This is a genomic window from Dermabacter sp. p3-SID358 (genome assembly GCF_025147465.1).
Taxonomy (GTDB): domain Bacteria; phylum Actinomycetota; class Actinomycetes; order Actinomycetales; family Dermabacteraceae; genus Dermabacter.
The window spans coordinates 83,416-99,416 of record NZ_JALXOZ010000007.1 but is presented as its reverse complement, the minus strand read 5'-3'; the positions used below and the strand labels follow the sequence as shown (position 1 = coordinate 99,416).

10 protein-coding genes, 1 pseudogene and 1 riboswitch are annotated in these 16,001 nt (G+C 60.7%); of the genes and pseudogenes, 7 read left to right on the top strand and 4 right to left on the bottom strand.

Going from position 1 to position 16,001, the window contains the following annotated elements; all coding sequences use genetic code 11:
* Window positions 1-977 (bottom strand): hypothetical protein (locus M3B90_RS04935; RefSeq protein WP_259888908.1); only part of this gene is annotated, 977 nt, incomplete at its 3' end.
* Between the two features lie 109 nt (window positions 978-1,086).
* Window positions 1,087-1,198: riboswitch (TPP riboswitch) on the top strand.
* Here M3B90_RS04935 and thiM point away from each other — a divergent pair.
* The 6 genes from thiM (at window position 1,181) to M3B90_RS04905 (ending at window position 7,815) form a co-directional block, all read left to right on the top strand.
* Complete coding sequence (thiM, locus tag M3B90_RS04930) at window positions 1,181-2,059, top strand: hydroxyethylthiazole kinase (RefSeq protein WP_396122459.1); 879 nt, start codon at window positions 1,181-1,183, stop codon at window positions 2,057-2,059. (Overlaps the previous riboswitch by 18 nt.)
* A complete protein-coding gene (thiE, locus tag M3B90_RS04925) occupies window positions 2,056-2,748 on the top strand; it encodes a thiamine phosphate synthase (RefSeq protein WP_259888906.1) in 693 nt (230 codons plus the stop codon). The genes thiM and thiE overlap by 4 nt, the downstream gene beginning before the upstream one ends.
* A gap of 48 nt (window positions 2,749-2,796) precedes the next feature.
* Window positions 2,797-3,639 (top strand): bifunctional hydroxymethylpyrimidine kinase/phosphomethylpyrimidine kinase, encoded by an 843-nt coding sequence (thiD, locus tag M3B90_RS04920; protein ID WP_259888905.1) that lies wholly within the window; start codon window positions 2,797-2,799, stop codon window positions 3,637-3,639.
* A 2-nt stretch (window positions 3,640-3,641) separates the two neighbouring features.
* Window positions 3,642-4,340 carry a TenA family protein gene (locus M3B90_RS04915; RefSeq protein WP_259888904.1) on the top strand — a complete coding sequence of 233 codons (699 nt, stop codon included), beginning with the start codon at window positions 3,642-3,644 and terminating at the stop codon, window positions 4,338-4,340.
* 58 nt (window positions 4,341-4,398) lie between these two features.
* Entirely contained in the window at window positions 4,399-6,468 is a 2,070-nt protein-coding gene (locus M3B90_RS04910) for a prolyl oligopeptidase family protein (protein WP_259888903.1), read from the top strand.
* Window positions 6,469-6,477: 9 nt separating this feature from the next.
* Entirely contained in the window at window positions 6,478-7,815 is a 1,338-nt protein-coding gene (locus M3B90_RS04905) for an alpha/beta fold hydrolase (protein WP_259888902.1), read from the top strand.
* A gap of 3 nt (window positions 7,816-7,818) precedes the next feature.
* On the opposite strand, the gene M3B90_RS04900 is transcribed toward M3B90_RS04905, so the two are convergent.
* The 3 genes and pseudogenes from M3B90_RS04900 to M3B90_RS04890 all read right to left on the bottom strand — a co-directional run bounded on the left by M3B90_RS04900 (window position 7,819) and on the right by M3B90_RS04890 (window position 12,260).
* Window positions 7,819-9,408: a DUF2079 domain-containing protein gene (locus M3B90_RS04900; protein WP_259888901.1), complete on the bottom strand. Its 1,590-nt coding sequence runs from the start codon at window positions 9,406-9,408 to the stop codon at window positions 7,819-7,821.
* Window positions 9,409-9,446: 38 nt separating this feature from the next.
* A pseudogene (locus tag M3B90_RS04895) lies at window positions 9,447-10,401 on the bottom strand (IS3 family transposase); the annotation flags it as partial.
* Window positions 10,402-11,114: 713 nt separating this feature from the next.
* Entirely contained in the window at window positions 11,115-12,260 is a 1,146-nt protein-coding gene (locus M3B90_RS04890) for a hypothetical protein (protein ID WP_259888900.1), read from the bottom strand.
* A 789-nt stretch (window positions 12,261-13,049) separates the two neighbouring features.
* Between M3B90_RS04890 and M3B90_RS04885 the strand changes: the two genes are divergently transcribed.
* On the top strand, window positions 13,050-15,923 hold the full coding sequence (locus M3B90_RS04885) for a DUF11 domain-containing protein (RefSeq protein WP_259888899.1): 2,874 nt from the start codon (window positions 13,050-13,052) through the stop codon (window positions 15,921-15,923).
* Window positions 15,924-16,001 lie beyond the last annotated feature (78 nt).

Genomic DNA, 16,001 nt, shown 5'->3' with positions numbered 1-16,001 from the left:
GAGGCGATGGCCTCCTCGAGGCCCTTCACGTGGTCAGGGTGATCAGCCGCAACGTCGGAAACGAGGGCGCTCGGCCCCTTGGGGGTTTCCACGACGATCGCGGTGACGATCGAGGAGTCCGTGGTCTCCAGTTTGTAGCCCTTGTTTTTCTTATCAAAGCCGTAGGTGGCTTGAACGATCCACGCGGGGTGGCCGTCGACAGTTGTCGATTCGCTCTTGTAATCGGTCACGGTGGGGTTTTCCCCGAACTGCTCGACGACATTGAGGTGGGTCGCGTAGCACTGGAACATCGTGACCGCCATGTGTTCGGTGCCGGGGTACTTTCCTTCGACGTCCTCTTGCCACTCGATGCGCCCGACCGTGACGACGCTGTACCAGAACGACTCCACCTGTTTCGAGTAGGCGCCGGAGTCGTAAAGGTAGGGCACGTTTTCGTTTTGGTACCACACCGAATCCCAGCCCTTGGGAGTGGTGAATTGCAGCCCGCCGCCTTTGATCGAGCTGCCGCGCTGGTCGCGGGACACCGTCGGTTTCGTTGACATAAGGCACTGTGAGGTGGGCGCCTCGGTGAAGATTTCAGGGGGCGGCTCATGCGGGGCGGCCGGGGTCGGCTGTTCTTCGGTGCGGTTAGGGTCGCCCTTGGTGTTGACGCCGACCGTTGAATCGTGGCTCGCGATGGGGTCGTTTTCAATGCTGCGCATGGCAACTTGCGAAACGAACAGCCCGACTGCGGCGATGAGCGCGATGCCGCCAATGACGACACCGACCACGATCTTGCGCGAACCGTTTTCTTCACTCTCATTGCGGGAGTGCGCGTTGAGCGCCGCACCTGAATCGCTTCCGAATGTCGAGACTCCGGGAGTGCGGGAAGCGTCGGACTCATGCCTTCCTGCACCGGCCGAGCCCGCGGAAAAATCGGGGAGCGCAGGCTCCTGGGAGCCCTCCGGGCTCGAGCCTTCCTGATCGGGTGTGCTCACACGCGCCCCTTTCTCCCTCGTCACGATCGGTTGTGCTCGCCCCTATTCTCACACTGCGGGGCGTCGCGGACATTCAGAGGGCGTCTACCCAGGTCGCGATAGAGTTGTGGAGCGTGACTCGGGGTGCCCATGGGCCCAATTGCGGGCCTCGAGGGCTGAGATCATACCCGCCGAACCTGCTCTGGAAATCTACCTGCGAAGGAATGTCACTCGTGACGCAACCGTTTTCTGACGGAATCGAAAAAGCTGTTGAGACCGCGCGCGAAGCCACGCCGCTCGTGCACTGCCTGACCAACACCGTGGTTCAGAACGTCACCGCAAACGTGTTGCTCGCGGCGGGCCAGGCCCCCGCGATGGTCGACCACCCTGGCGAGGCCGCGACTTTTGCCTCGATCGCAAGCGGCGTGCTCATCAACACGGGCACGGTTGCGCCGCACCAGGTCGAATCGATGCCGCTTGCCGCGGAGGCCGCCGTCAAGGCCGGTGTTCCGTGGGTTCTCGATCCCGTCGCGATCGGTGCCCTCGACGTGCGCACCGCTCTCGCGCATCGTTTACTCGAGCTTGCCCCGACGGCGATCCGTGGCAACGCCTCAGAAATTTCCGCACTCGCCGGTCTCGGTGCAGGCGGTCGCGGCGTGGATACGACGGACTCAGTTGAGGAGTCCCTCCCCGCTGCCGCGTCCCTCGCGGAGCGCACGGGCGCCATCGTTGCGGTATCTGGCAAGCGTGATCTCGTCGTGTGGGACCGCGAGGGCGATATTCGTGCCCTCTGGCTCGAATCGGGCCACGACCTCATGCCGCGTGTGATTGGCACGGGATGCGCGCTGGGAGCCACAATGGCCGGGTATGTGAGCATCGCCCCCGTTCTCGAGCCTCTTTTTTCCGACGCCACCTTCGCCCCCATCGATGCGAAGGCGCTCGCGGTGCTGACCGCCCACGCACACTTCGGCGCGGCAGGGCAGCTTGCCGGCGAGCGAGCCTCGCGACCCGGCTCGTTCGCGGTCGCGTGGATCGATGCTCTCGATGAGCTGAGCGGGGCTGACATCGCTTCGCGCGTAAGCGTGGCGGAGGCTTCGGCATGAGCGCCTCATCGCGCGAGCGCGCCTCTCAGGTCGATTGGGCGCTCTATTTCGTGACCGATTCGGCGATGGCGGGTGGGGCGAAGAACGTTCCCGCCCAGGTTGCCGAAGCGATCGAGGGTGGCGCCCACGTGATTCAGGTACGCGACAAACACCTCGATGATACCGCCTATCTCGAGCTCGCGCGCAAGGTGCGCGCCGTGGCCCGCGAGGTGGGGGAGCGGCACGGTCGCGAGATCACGGTGATCGTGAATGACCGCGTGGAGGCAGCGCGCGAACTCGGTCTCGATGTTCACGTGGGCCAGGCAGACATGCCTGCTTCCCAGGTGCGCGAGATCCTCGGCCCGGAGGCGATCATTGGCGTGAGCGTGTCGAACACGAAGCAGCTTGAAGAGGTGATCGCCGAAGGCGCCGCTGATGTCGTGGGCATCGGTCCAATTTGGACTACCGCAACGAAAACCGACACCGACCCCGCCGTGGGGCTCGAGGGTCTCGCCTCGCTCACGGCACGTGCACACGAGGCCGGTATCGTGTCGGTCGCGATCGGCGGGATCTCGATCCGCAACGCGGGCGAGGTCGCGGCAACGGGCTGTGACGGCATCTGTGTTGTGTCGGCGATTGCCGCATCCGAGGACCCCGCGACATCCGCGACGTTCTTGCGCCGCGAGTTCGTCATGAACCAGCCACTCTAGTTTTCGTCAAAGGCTCATCCGCGAGCTGTTTTTCGAGGAGGAAATACCATGCGCCCACCCATTGCCCTCACGATCGCCGGAAGTGACCCGAGCGGCGGCGCCGGCATTCAGGCCGATCTCAAAACTTTCACGGCACTCGGCACCTACGGCTGCGCCGTCATCACCTCGCTCACCGCGCAAAATACGCAGGGCGTTGATGGTGTATTCACGCCCCCCGCGTCGTTCGTGCGCGATCAGCTCACGACTCTTCTGGATGACGTGTACATTGACGCGACGAAGATCGGGATGATCCCGAACGCCGAGGTCGCTGAAACGATTGCCACGTTCATCGAGGAGCGCCGCAGCGATTTCGGCACGATCGTGCTCGATCCCGTCATGGTCGCCACCTCGGGTGACATGCTCATGGCCGAGGACGCAATGTCGATCCTCCACGATCGCCTCCTCCCGCTCGCCGACGTGCTCACGCCCAACATCCCCGAAGCGGCACTGCTGCTCGGGGAGAACCCGGCGACCGACGAAACCGAAATGAAGGAGCAGGGATTGAAGCTCCTCAACCGCGGGCCGAAATCCGTGCTCGTCAAAGGCGGGCACCTTCGTGGCTCCGAGCTTGTGGACGTCTTCGTTCAGCGTGGCAATGTCGTGGATGTGCTCAAGGGAGACATGATCAATACGCGCAATACCCACGGCACGGGCTGCACCCTCTCCTCGGCTATCGCCGCGCAGTACGCCCGCGTTGCCGGTGGACTCGACGCGACCGATACCGGCGTGATCGCGAGCGCGCGTGAGTTCCTACAAAGCGCGATCACCCACGCGAAAGAGTGGGAGATCTCGAAAAAACCGGAAAGCGGGCACGGCCCAACCAACCACCTCATCACCGTTCAAGGAGGATAACCATGGCACTCATCGAACCAGCCGGCCCGCACACGGCCCGCATGTGGGAAGAAACCGCAGATATCCGCGCTCGCATCGACGCCCTGCCGTTTCTCCTTGAACTCGGCGCCGGAACGCTCGATCCCGAAAAGTTCACGTTCTACATCCAGCAGGACGCCAAGTACCTCGTCGCCTACCAAAAGACGATGACGACCCTTGCGGGCAAGGCACCCGGGCCCAAAGAACTGAGCTTCTGGGCGCAGTCAGCCGTCCAGGCGATCGCCGAAGAACAGGCAATGCAAGAACAATTGTTCACGAACGACACGGTTGCAAAGCACCGCGTCGAGGGGCTCGGCATGAGCCTGCACACGGCGGCCTACAGCAATTTCCTTCTCACGAGCGCTGCACTCGATTCCTACGCCGTGGCGACCGCCGCCGTGCTTCCGTGCTACTGGATCTACGCTGAATCCGGCGTAGCCGTGCTCGAAGCGAGCAAGGGAGCGCTCGACGGCCACCCGTATGGGACGTGGGTCGAGGCGTACGCTGACGAGGCCTTTACCGAGATCTCTCGCGATGCCGTGCGTCTCGTCGAGGAGGCGTGCGAAGTTGCGGGCGAGGCCGAGCGCGCTCGCGCTGTTGAGGCCTTCCGCCAGGCGACCCACTTCGAGGAGCTTTTCTGGACGCAGCCCATGGACGAGCCGGAGGATCGCATCCTTATTTGAGGCGCCGCGTTTAGGCTAGGTCTACACGGCAACACCGCTGTTCGAGAGAGGACTGAGCATGAGCGACCCACATCTGTGGCTCGAAGACATCACCGGCGAAGAGCAGCTTGCCTGGGTGCGCGAACGCAACGCCCGCACCGAGAGTGAACTCGACGCCGAGCCGCTGACCGCCGAACTCGAAGCGGAAATCCTCGAGATCCTCGACGCGAGCGACCGCATTCCCGCGGTGGCAAAACGCGGCGAGTTCCTCTACAACTTCTGGACCGACGCCGAGCATGAGCGCGGCCTGTGGCGCCGTACAACCCTCGAGTCGTACCGCACCGAGAGTCCCGAATGGGAAACTCTCATCGACGTCGACGCCCTCAACGAAGCCGAAGGCGAGGACTGGGTGTGGCACGGCGCCCACGCACTGCGCCCCGCCGAAGGCGAACCGTACCGCCGCTTCCTCGTGAGCCTCTCGCACGGCGGGAGCGATGCCGATGTGACACGCGAATGGGACCTCGAAACGCGAAGGTTTGTGCCCGAGGGCGAAGGCGGTTTTGTGCGGCCCGAAGCGCGCGGCTTCGTCTCGTGGATTGACGAGGACACCGTGTGGGTCGGCACGGACTTCGGTGAGGGCACCACGAGTAGCTCGGGCTACCCGCTCCAGGCGCGTATCTGGAGGCGCGGCACGGCCGTCACCGATGCCGAGCTCGTGTTCTCGGGCGAGCCAACCGACATGCTCGTGTACTCAAGTCACGACCAGACTCCTGGGTTTGAGCGTGACTGGGTCACGGTCATGCACACCTTCTACACGTCGACCACGTACGCCGTGAGTCGCGAAGGCGACGAGATCCAGCTCGTCAAGGTTGATGTGCCGAGTGACATCGACGTGAACGCGCACCGTGACCTCGCGATCCTGCGGCCCCGCAACGATTGGGACACGGGCGAGCGCACCTACGCTGCGGGAAGCCTCCTCGCGTGCGACTTCGAGGCGTTCATGGCGGGAAGTCGTGATTTTGACGTGCTCTTCGATCCCACGCCAACGACCTCGCTCGATGGCCTCACGATCACGAAGGACTACCTCGTTGTGACGGTGCTCGACGACGTCAAACATCGCCTCGACGTGCACTACCAGAGCGGCGATGGCAGCTGGGAGCGCGAGGATCTCTACCCCGAGCTCACGGGCTCGCTGAACGTTGCCGCGGTCGACTCCGACGAGAGCAACGACGTGTGGATCACCCGTAATGATTTCCATGCGCCCGTGACCCTCTCGCTTGCAAGCCTCGCCGGCATCCGTGAAGGAGACGGCGCAGGCGAGATCGAGACGATCAAAACCACGCCCGAGCGCTTCGATGCGAGCGGTGTCGAGGTCACTCAGCACTTCGTTGAAAGTGCCGATGGCACGCGCGTCCCGTACTTTGAAATCGCGAAGGCCCAGGAAACCGTCGGACCCCGCCCCACGCTGCTCTACGGTTACGGCGGCTTCGAAGTGTCCCTCACCCCGCACTACCTCGGTGCGATCGGTAAGGCGTGGATTGAGCGGGGCGGCGTGTATGTGCTCGCGAATATCCGCGGCGGCGGCGAATACGGGCCCGCGTGGCACCAGGCAGGTCTCAAGGAGAACCGCCACCGCGTGTACGAGGATTTCTCGGGAGTTGCGAAAGACCTCATCGAACGCGGCGTGACTGACGCCGATCACCTCGCCGTGCGCGGCGGCTCCAACGGCGGCCTGCTCACCGGCAACATGCTCACGCAGTACCCCGAGCTGTTCGGCGCCGTCGTGATCCAGGTGCCGCTTTTGGACATGAAGCGCTACTCGCACCTTCTCGCGGGAGCGAGCTGGATGGCCGAATACGGTGACCCCGACACCGACGACTGGGACTTCATCAAGACCTTCAGCCCGTACCACCTGCTGCGCGATGACGTCGAGTACCCGCCCACCTTCGTGCTCACCTCGACCCGCGACGACCGCGTTCACCCCGGCCACGCCCGCAAATTCACGGCCGCGCTCGAGGAGCTCGGCGCCCCCGTCAAGTATTGGGAAAACGTCGAAGGCGGGCACGGCGGTGCCGCGTCCAATGCGCAAGCGGCACGCATGAACGCACTGGTCCACGCTTTTTTGTGGGCAACCGTCGGAAAGAAATAAACCGAGCGCATGGACCTATACGACCGCCCCGCAGCGAACGAGCTTCTCGCCTCCCGCAATGACGTGATGACCGTCTACCGGGAGTTCGAGAATTCCGAAGGGCGCCTATTCCCGCTCAGGTATGTGCGGGCCGGCTATCAGTCCGAGCTTCCCACGATCATGGTTCTTCCCGACGGGCCGGGCGTTGCGAGCGTGTTCCCGTACGAGATTCTGCGGCGCGACATGGTCAAAAAGGGACTCGACGTCATCATGATGGAGCATCGAGGCGTGGGCATGAGTCGCGCGGATGCCCAGGGCAATGACCTTCCGGTCAACGTTATGCGGGTCGAGAACGTGCTCGACGACGTGCGCGCAGTGCTCGACCATGCCCAAGTGCCAAAGGTTGTGCTCTACGGGACGGGCTACGGCGCCTACATCGCGCAACGGTTCGCCCTGCGCCACCCGGAGCGCGTGTTTTCCATGGTTCTCGATTCGCCCTTCACGGGCGTGCGCGACGGGCGCGCCCTTCGCGAACTCATGCGTGACCTGTATTGGCGCGGAACGTTCGACGCGACCGAATCGATCGCCCGCGCCGTGCGGATGCTCGTCGAGCAGCGCGTCGTCCCCATCGATGAGACCGGCGTTGTGCTCGCCGCCGTCCACGAGTATGGCGGCGTGAACTCAGTACGCGACCTCGTGGATCTTCTCGTGCAGGGGCGCGGTCAGCTCGCGTGGGCATCGATTCACCAGATCATCACCGGCCGCGAGTGGTTCAACACCACGCCCTACGTATATGAAAACGACCTGGCTGGCCGGATTTCCGCGACCGAACTCGGATTTGCCGAAGCCAGCGACGGCAAGCCGCTCGACCCGCTCACCGTATACGCGCGTCGCGCCGCGCAGTTCCCGCCGTTCACGAGGGAGAGCTTTGACCTGGAAACGGCGAGGCGCTCAATCACGACTCCCACGCTCGTTGTGGGCGGGGCGCGCGATGTGATCGTGCCGCTGTGGCGCTCGCGCCTCGCAGCCGACGAAATCCCCGGCGCCCACGTCGGATCCGATCCGTCGAATCCGAGGCTGCGATTCATCTCCGCACACAACGTCGGCCACGCCCTCATTGACTCGCACATCGAGCTTTCGGTCGTCGCGATGCGCTGGGCCGCCGCGGGGGCGATCGATGCCCTCCTCGATCGCGACATCAGTTCACTCAATCGCAGTGTGCGTAACGAGGCCTACGGCCGCGGCATCCGCACGGCGCTTCTCGCCGAGCAATATTCGCCGCTCAAACTCTGGTCGGTTCGCTCACTCGCCGCGGGGCCGCTCGCCTCCGCCGATGCCCGCGGACCTCGAGGGCTCACTCGCCGCTAGGACTCACTCGCTTCTAGGGCCGCCTTGGCACGCGACCTGCACGTAAGAGTTCGCAAACACGAGTTCGTACGGCTCGCGCGCGCTCGTGATGACGGATGCGCCGTTGAGTCGTTCAGGTTTGGCGCTTGCATTCGCGGGCCACTTCGCATTTGCCCACTCGGCCCAGCCGCCCGGGAATTGCTCCTGCTCGCGCGCCCCGTACACCCCCGCGACGCATTCGGGTGCCCGCTTCGTCTCGCCGTGCATCCACTGCACATCGTTCGTCGCCACGAGCGGGGCCATCAAGCGAATGTCGCTCGCGACCGTCACGCCCTTGGGCACATGCGCCTGCCCCTCTCGAGCGGCATTGGCGAACTCCGAATTCGGGTTGAGCGCCCCGGTTGCGATCCACGTGAGGGGAAGCGAGGTTGCGAGATACGCGGTCGACAGGACCGAGAGGGCAACGCCGAGGCGTTTCGTCCACAGCTGTGCTCTTTGCGGCGTGAGCGGGCGTTCACGCAGCTCAGCCAGATGCGTGAGCGCAGCTCCCCGCACGTGCGGGAGGGTCGCAAGGAGCGCCGCGAACGCGATCGGCATGAGGAACGAGTTGTAGTGCCACTGCCAGGTCCAATAGTGCTCGACGGAACCGAGGAACCGCCAGGCAAGCGTAGGAAGAAGACCGAGCGCAAGTGGGCTCGTGACCCCCACGATGCCCATGAACGCCACGAACATGAGCACCGTTTGCCACTTCACGAGCGGCGTAAAGACCTGTGCGATCGGTGCGAAATTCTCGGTGTACACGTACGCGCTCGCGGGGCTCAGCGCGGGCAGAATCACCCAGGTGGCGAGGACAAACCACACGAGGCCCCACGCGGCAAGCAGCAGCGCGTAGCGGGGTTTCCTTTCCGACGTTAGCCTCGCAACCGTCGCGCGGAGCCTCTGCGAGGGGCTTCCCGCTTCGGGCCCGGGTGTGCGCCACATCCACGCCATCGCGAAGCCGAGCATCATAACGGTGAGGCCCAGATCTTCTTTGACGAACACGAGTGCGCCGATCCACAGGAGCGCTGCCTTCGATCGGTTCTCGAGGAAGGCGGCGAGACCGAATGCCACGAAGAGAACGGCGAACGCATACTCGTGAAACTGCACGTTCTGGCTACCTTGAAGCCCGAAGGAGAACGCGTAGCCGGCGCCGGCAAGCATGCCGAGCCGCGGACCGAGTTTCGCGATCGCGACGCGCGTAAGCGGGTACGCGCTCGCGCCAAACAACGCGGCTTGCGCCCATAAAAGCATCGCCGGCGATGGCCACAGCCACCACAGCGGCGCGAGGAGCGCGAGAACGGGGTGGAAGTGGTCGCCGAGTAGGTTGAAGTTATCGCCCTTGATCGGCACGATCGGGGCATTGACGTGCGCATACTCCTTGACGGCTTCGGCGAAGATACCCAGATCCCAGCTGGGGAAGAAGTACGAGTCCCACTGGAGCATCGAGAGCCACCCGTAGAGCGTGGTCGCAGCGAGCGCGAGGCCGAGCGGGGCAAGGCGCATGGGGTCCAGGACCGCGTCGAGGAAGGCATCAGTGCGGGATCGTGGGCGCTCGGGCGTGCTTGGGGCTGTCACGCACCTCATTGTGCCAGGTTCCGACTACCTCAAGGCCACGTTGCACGGTTCAGTGACACGTACTGGCTGCCCCGATCACTGTGGTGAATCAGCTGGTTTTCATGGATTCGCCCGGTAGTCGTTAACGCATGCACCAAAGCCTCCATCGGCAGCGCATCGGTACGCATCGTTGAGCGTGTTGCACCACCAATGATTTTTCGGCTGTAGGCATCCACGACAAACGCGGTGTAGGCGAATCCTGACAGGGTGCGAACGTAGGTAATGTCGGCAACCCACAGCTTGCCTGGGGCTTGTGCACGGAAGCTTCGCTGCGCCAGGTCCGGACGATGATCCGGTGTGTTCGTGCTGAACGTTGTCACAGGGGTTCGTCTACGTCTGCGGCCACAAACACCGGCGAGCATCATGAGACGTGCGGTCCTGTCGCGGCAGATATGGAAGCCTTCACGGTTCATCGCGTGCCACATTTTACAGATGCCGTAGACCGAGAAAATCTCCGCATGCACGCGTTGAATCTCTGGGATGAGCAGACTATCGCTTAAGGCTCTTGCGCTGGGAGCGCGTGTGGTGGCTTTGCGGTAACCACGTGGGGTGATGAATCCACGATCTGCTTGTTTAAGGACTCGGCAGATGGCCTCGACCCCAAAATTGATCTTTGTGCGCATCGATGTAGGAGAGCATTTGGTCGTGGGTCGATCGAGTTCCGCTGCGAAAAAGCCGACGCAGTCTTAAGGATCCCGTTCGCTCGTTTCAACTCGCGGCTTTCTCGGCGAAGACGCTTAAGTTCTTCTTCCATTGTTTCGCCGCCTGACGCGTCAGAACCATCGCGCGCTGAAGCGCTGTCACGGCATCAAGCCCGCAACGTGTGGTGAGACACTCCAAGGAGCTCACCGACCTCCGCATAAACGCGTTGCAGTGAGCAAGACTCCAGGCGGACCATTTCGACGACCGGGTGGACCGCCTTTTCCGTGACTCGACGGAATACTTCCTAGGCATAGTGCCGATCCTTCCTTAGCTGGGGTAGGAACTAACCCCAGGACGTTTCAAACACCACACCAGTCTGGATATGCGTTGTCCGACGGGAATGGGCGAACGGACTCGTGCAAGCATAGGCCGCTACGCTCCTTGCCTGAGGACCCGAAAAACACTGCAGTTGAGAGGGAGTCCACGGTGGCTGGCGCTAGCACTGGGCATTCATTGAGGGTAGAATTACGGTGTCATTACCTACCCCTCCCCCTAGGAAAGCGATGAAATCCCCTGCCTTGAGACGCTCTGCCTTTGCGCGGGCCATTTTCGCCATCATCCTCACGTGCGTGCTTATCACGCAGCCACTCTTCGGTGCCGGTACTCCGGCACTTGCAGAGCCAACCGAACCGAAGGTAACCATCGCCCTAGACCGGGTGACAGGTGACAAACTCCCCACGGGTTCCGAGAACAAATACGCCGTCACAGTGACGTGTGAGTATATGGATGCGTCGGTCAGCGACAAATGCCTTGATGACGGCACGATCGATATCAACGGCATTCCAGAGGGCTGGACCTGGAAGCGCACCGGACAAACATACAAGACGAGGGTGGCGAGTCCTGACCCGCAGCTTCTTACGAATGTCGACGGAGGAAAACAGGGTGCTTCTTGGCGGTATGAATTCGTTGTTATTCCTCCGAATCACACAACCCCGAACAATACTTCCTGGAAACTGACAGCAACGCTAAAGTCGAAGAACCATGAAGAAGGCCTGAACAGCGCGGCTGTGACCACGACCGCTGTCGCCGAGAAAAGCCTTAAAGTTACGAAGAAGACAGTACGAGGATCGACGTGGCCGGGCGACACGTTTAGGTGGATTGTAAAAGCCGACCCCTACAAGGGAAATGGCAGAGACCTCGGGGATCATCTTCCGACGAAGATTGAATTCACGGATATTCTGCCAGAAGGATTCGAGGTAGTTGGCATGAAAAAAAATTCTGTCGACTTTAAAGGTTATGACTATAATCCTAAGACGCGAGAGCTGACATGGGGCTACGATCAGGAGTACCCTGATTGGGGCGCTAAACATATCCCGACATTTGAGATTCTGACGACCGCGCAAGAGGATCTTCAGGCTGGCCGCCATGAGAATAAGGTGACCGCAGTGGGAACCTACCGAGAGGCGGACGGTAAACTCACAACCGAGGTAGCTGAAGACGATGCGGAAGTAACCAGCGGGACAAGACCCGAGGGGCGTGGGGTCTTTTACAAAAATGCTCGAGGTGTGATTTATAGATCCGGAGACGGCGTTCGCCATTATGCGGATGGTATCGTGCCTCGAAGCTATCGAGACGCCAGAGATGCTGATTGGAATGATAAACGTCTCGATTACTCCCTCGACTACGACAGGCTCCAGCCGCCAACCAACGGTTCTCCTGGAGAAAAAGCGAAAACTTTGGTGGAGGGAACGTACACCCTGGGCGTGAACGCAAGTCAGGGCGGAGAAGCACTGGTCGCGGATAGTCCTCTTTATCCGTTGACGTTGAAGTACCAGGATGATGTGCCCTGTATGGATTCCGGCTTCGTTGATGACGGCTACCTCTACAGATCCCGAACAGACGGCAATCTTTGCCAGAAGCCGGCTTTCCACGTGACCGCTGTCGAGGTCGCTCTCTCTGGTTTCGCCGATAACCCCTCCTCGATAGACGTCGGCGATTTCACTCCCGTAGCGGTCCTGAATGACGGAACTGAAGTCAATCTCGACCCGCTGGGTACGGTTAAAAGGCGTTGGTTGGATAAAGAATACGATGAATCTGTTGTATTTACGGTCCCAGAAGATGCAAGAGGAAAAGTATCCCGAATCGTTGCGGATCCAAGAAGGCCGCTCCAAGGGGCGAATAACTGGAAATTGACCCTTGGTGGATTTGCGGAAGAATCGCTTTCGCCCGAGGCGATCCTTCAGAACGAGAAATCTCAGGTCAAAGTATGGGCTAATGGTGAAGAAAAACCTTTCCTAGAGGGGGAGTCGCTTCCGGCCACATTGCACCTCCTAGGGAGCCTGCACCACGTAAATATAGGTAGTTCAAGTAAGGGTACACCTCTTTCGCCTCTGGAGGCCGGAAATGTAGCTTCCGAGAATATTGAAACGCAAAACCTCTATTTTGGCTACCGGGGTCTTAAACGGGATTCGGGAGATCTCATCGTAAACAACCTTTTGCCGAGGGGGGTATCCCCCGTCACAGATTCTTCCGAGTATAAATACCCTTCGAGTCACGCCGCAAAAGATCCGCTCACAAAACTGAGTACTATAGAGTTCTATAGTGGTGTCTCCGGTGATGTGACACGGGTAGTTGAACCTGAAATTATCGAGAATTATCGTGATGGTCGCACTCTTATCCGCTGGAAAATTCCTCATAGGTGGCTGGAGGCGGATAGTGATGGGTACGTCGAACTTTCAGGAAAAATCTATGTTGACGCCCGCCCTCATTATGCGGGCGAATTTGTGAGTGAGGTTTACCTTACCGACACTGAAGAGAAAAATTTGCGCTGTATTGGGCATATTACGGACGATACTTTCGACGTCGACGGTCTTGCTGCTACTGATCAGACGTGTTACGAGAAGCGCACATTTAGCATCGATGCTCCTACCGGGTATCAGACTTTGACGCTGGCGAAAGCTGTGAAGGGGCCCAAGGAGGATTCATTCGCGTATTCCCCGAGTAAGGCCGTTGTGTCCGGTGGCGATGGTGATGTGACGTATCGGGTCGAGGCTGTGAATTCGTCAAGCGACCCTATGTCCAAAATTGTGTTTTATGACGTACTTCCCTACAAGGGGGATACGGGCGTGAGTTCAAATCTCGCTGATACACCGCGCGGCTCAACTATGTCGGGAAAGTTCACCGGCGTGGAAGACAATATCCCTGAGGGCGTGACGGTCTTTTATTCGACTTCGACGAATCCGTGCCGCCCGGAAGTGCTCCCGAATGCCAATAACACCGGTTGTGAGAACAACTGGTCGAGTAAAGCCCCGGAAGACTTAGGCTCGGTCAAAGCCCTTAAGTTTGTGTATGAGGGTGAGTTGGGGCAGGGTAAGTCGCTGACTATCGACTACAAGATGTCCGTTCCCGAGATGGGGCCGAAGGACGTGTTGTGGAACTCTGTGGCCGCTAAGGCGAGTTTCGGTGAGGGCACGACTTTGCCGGCTATTGAGGCGCCGAAGGTTGGTGCCGCTCGCGTTGCGGAGCCACAGTTCGCGGTCGAGAAGAAGGCCGGTGGGGCGATTGCCGAGAATGGTGAGTGGTCCTCGACCTACACCGTGACGGTGAGGAACACGGGCCCGTTCGAAGGTGCGATTCCCCGCGTGACCGATACGCCTATGCTTCCGGACGGTTTTGAGTTCAAGAAAGTCCTGGTTGATGGAGCTGACACGAACTTCAAGAACGGTGCATTCCCCGTTACTCAAGGCGAGAAGCTCGCTCCGGGTGCCTCGAAGTCGTTCAAGGTCGTGATTTCCGGTACTTATGAGGCGGCTGAGGTTGATTGGGCTGCGGTTGCGTCGTGTGAGGCCGGTGACGGCGGCACTGCGGGTGGTCTTGTCAATAGGGTCACGATGGATGGTGACACTGACGGCACTGAGAACAACACTGCGTGTAATCCGGTGAAGAAGGATCCGAAGTTTGCGGTGAAGAAGGAGGCCTCGGGTGAGGCGTCTGCTGTGAATGGTGAGTGGTCCTCGACGTATAAGGTGACGGTGTCGAACACTGGTGAGGTGAAGGGCACGTCGAAGGCTGTGACGGATACGCCTTCGGTTCCGGCTGGTTTCACGGTTTCGAGTGCGAAGGTCGATAAGGGCGAGCCTGTGAAGCTCACTGATGGTTCGTTCACGGTGACGGATGGTGTTGAGCTTGCTCCTGGTGAGTCGGAGTCGTTCACGGTTGTGATCTCGGGTTCGTTCGATCCTTCGAAGGTTGTGGAGTCTGAGGTCTCAGCGTGCGCCGGTGATGGTGCTGTTGAGGGTGCTCATGGTTTCGTCAACGAGGTCACGATGAACGGTGATAGTGATGGCGATGGCAACAACACGGCGTGTACCACGGTTGAGGATGATCCGAAGTTTGCGGTGAAGAAGACCGGTGAGGGTGAGGCGACTGCCGTGAATGGTGAGTGGTCCTCGGCCTATACGGTGACGGTGTCGAATACTGGTGTGCTTTCGGGTACGTCGAAGCCGGTGACAGACACGCCTGTGCTGCCGAAGGGCTTCACGGTCTCCAACGCGACTGTTGAGGGTAAGGATGTTGCTCTTAGGGATGGTTCGTTCACTGTGACCGATGGCGTGGAGCTTGCTCCTGGTAAGTCGAAGACGTTCACGGTTGTGATCTCGGGTTCGTTCGATCCTTCGAAGGTTGTGGAGTCTGAGGTTTCTGAGTGCGCCGGTGAGGGTGCTTCTGAGGGTGCTCATGGTTTCGTCAACGAGGTCACGATGGATGGTGACACTGACGGTGCCGAGAACAACACGGCGTGTGCCACGGTTGAGGATGATCCGAAGTTTGCGGTGAAGAAGGAGCCTGGTGAGGCAAGCGCTGATCAGGGTTCATGGTCCTCGGCCTATACGGTGACGGTGTCGAACACTGGCGTGCTTTCGGGCATGTCGCAGCCGGTGACGGATATGCCTTCTGCGCCTGAGGGTTTCGTGATTGAGAACGTGAGTGTTGAGGGCGAGGACGTGGCCCTTGCTGATGGTTCGTTTACGGTCACTGAGGGTGTTGAACTCAAGCCTGGTGAGTCGAAGTCGTTCGCGGTTGTGGTGTCGGGTTCGTATGAGCCGGCTGGGGCTGATTGGGCTTCTGCCGCGAAGTGTGCTGGTGAGGGTGAGGACTCGACCGGCGGTGGTTTCGTCAATCAGGTCACGATGAACGGTGATAGTGACGGCGATGTGAATAACACTGCGTGTAATGCGGTGGTGAAGGATCCGTTGTTTGCGGTGAAGAAGGAGCCTGGTGAGGCGAGCGCCGAGAACGGAACATGGTCGTCGACCTACACGGTGACTGTGTCGAACACTGGTGAGGTGAAGGGCACCTCGCAAGCGGTGAAGGATACGCCTCGTGTTCCTGCTGGTTTCACGGTGACGAGCGCGATGGTTGAGGGCAAGAAGGTTGCCCTGAACGATGGCGCGTTCACGGTGACGGACGGCGTGGAGCTTGCCTTTGGTGGTTCGAAGTCGTTCGAGGTTGTGGTCTCGGGCTCGTATGACGCGAGTGCTGATTGGGCTGCGGCCGCGGCCTGTGACACGAACAGTGGCGCTCAGGGTGGTTTGTTCAACGAAGTGTCGATGCCTGGCGATAGTGACGGTGAGGGTAATAATGCCGCGTGTAATGCGGTGGATAAGCCCGATACGCCTGCCGCGCCTGCAAAGCCGGCGAAGCCGGTGAAGCCGGAGCCTGGTTTGCCGTTGCCGCGTACTGGTGCCCCGATTGGGTTGAGTGCTGCAGCCGGCCTCTTCGCGGTTATTGCGGGGTGCACGATCCTGGTAGCGGGCCGTCGCAGCAGGCGTTCCTAAGGCGGGCCGGTGGTCCTAGGTGATGGCCTAGGGCGAGGCTGATCCCAAGGACGTGCCCTGAGAGCACGCACGGGGGGT

Bases quoted from the DNA above. Each gene is read 5' to 3' on its own strand.
- thiM (WP_396122459.1), top strand. From the start codon at position 1,181: ATGTCACTCGTGACGCAACCGTTTTCTGACGGAATCGAAAAAGCTGTT.
- thiE (WP_259888906.1), top strand. From the start codon at position 2,056: ATGAGCGCCTCATCGCGCGAGCGCGCCTCTCAGGTCGATTGGGCGCTC.
- thiD (WP_259888905.1), top strand. From the start codon at position 2,797: ATGCGCCCACCCATTGCCCTCACGATCGCCGGAAGTGACCCGAGCGGC.
- M3B90_RS04915 (WP_259888904.1), top strand. From the start codon at position 3,642: ATGGCACTCATCGAACCAGCCGGCCCGCACACGGCCCGCATGTGGGAA.
- M3B90_RS04910 (WP_259888903.1), top strand. From the start codon at position 4,399: ATGAGCGACCCACATCTGTGGCTCGAAGACATCACCGGCGAAGAGCAG.
- M3B90_RS04905 (WP_259888902.1), top strand. From the start codon at position 6,478: ATGGACCTATACGACCGCCCCGCAGCGAACGAGCTTCTCGCCTCCCGC.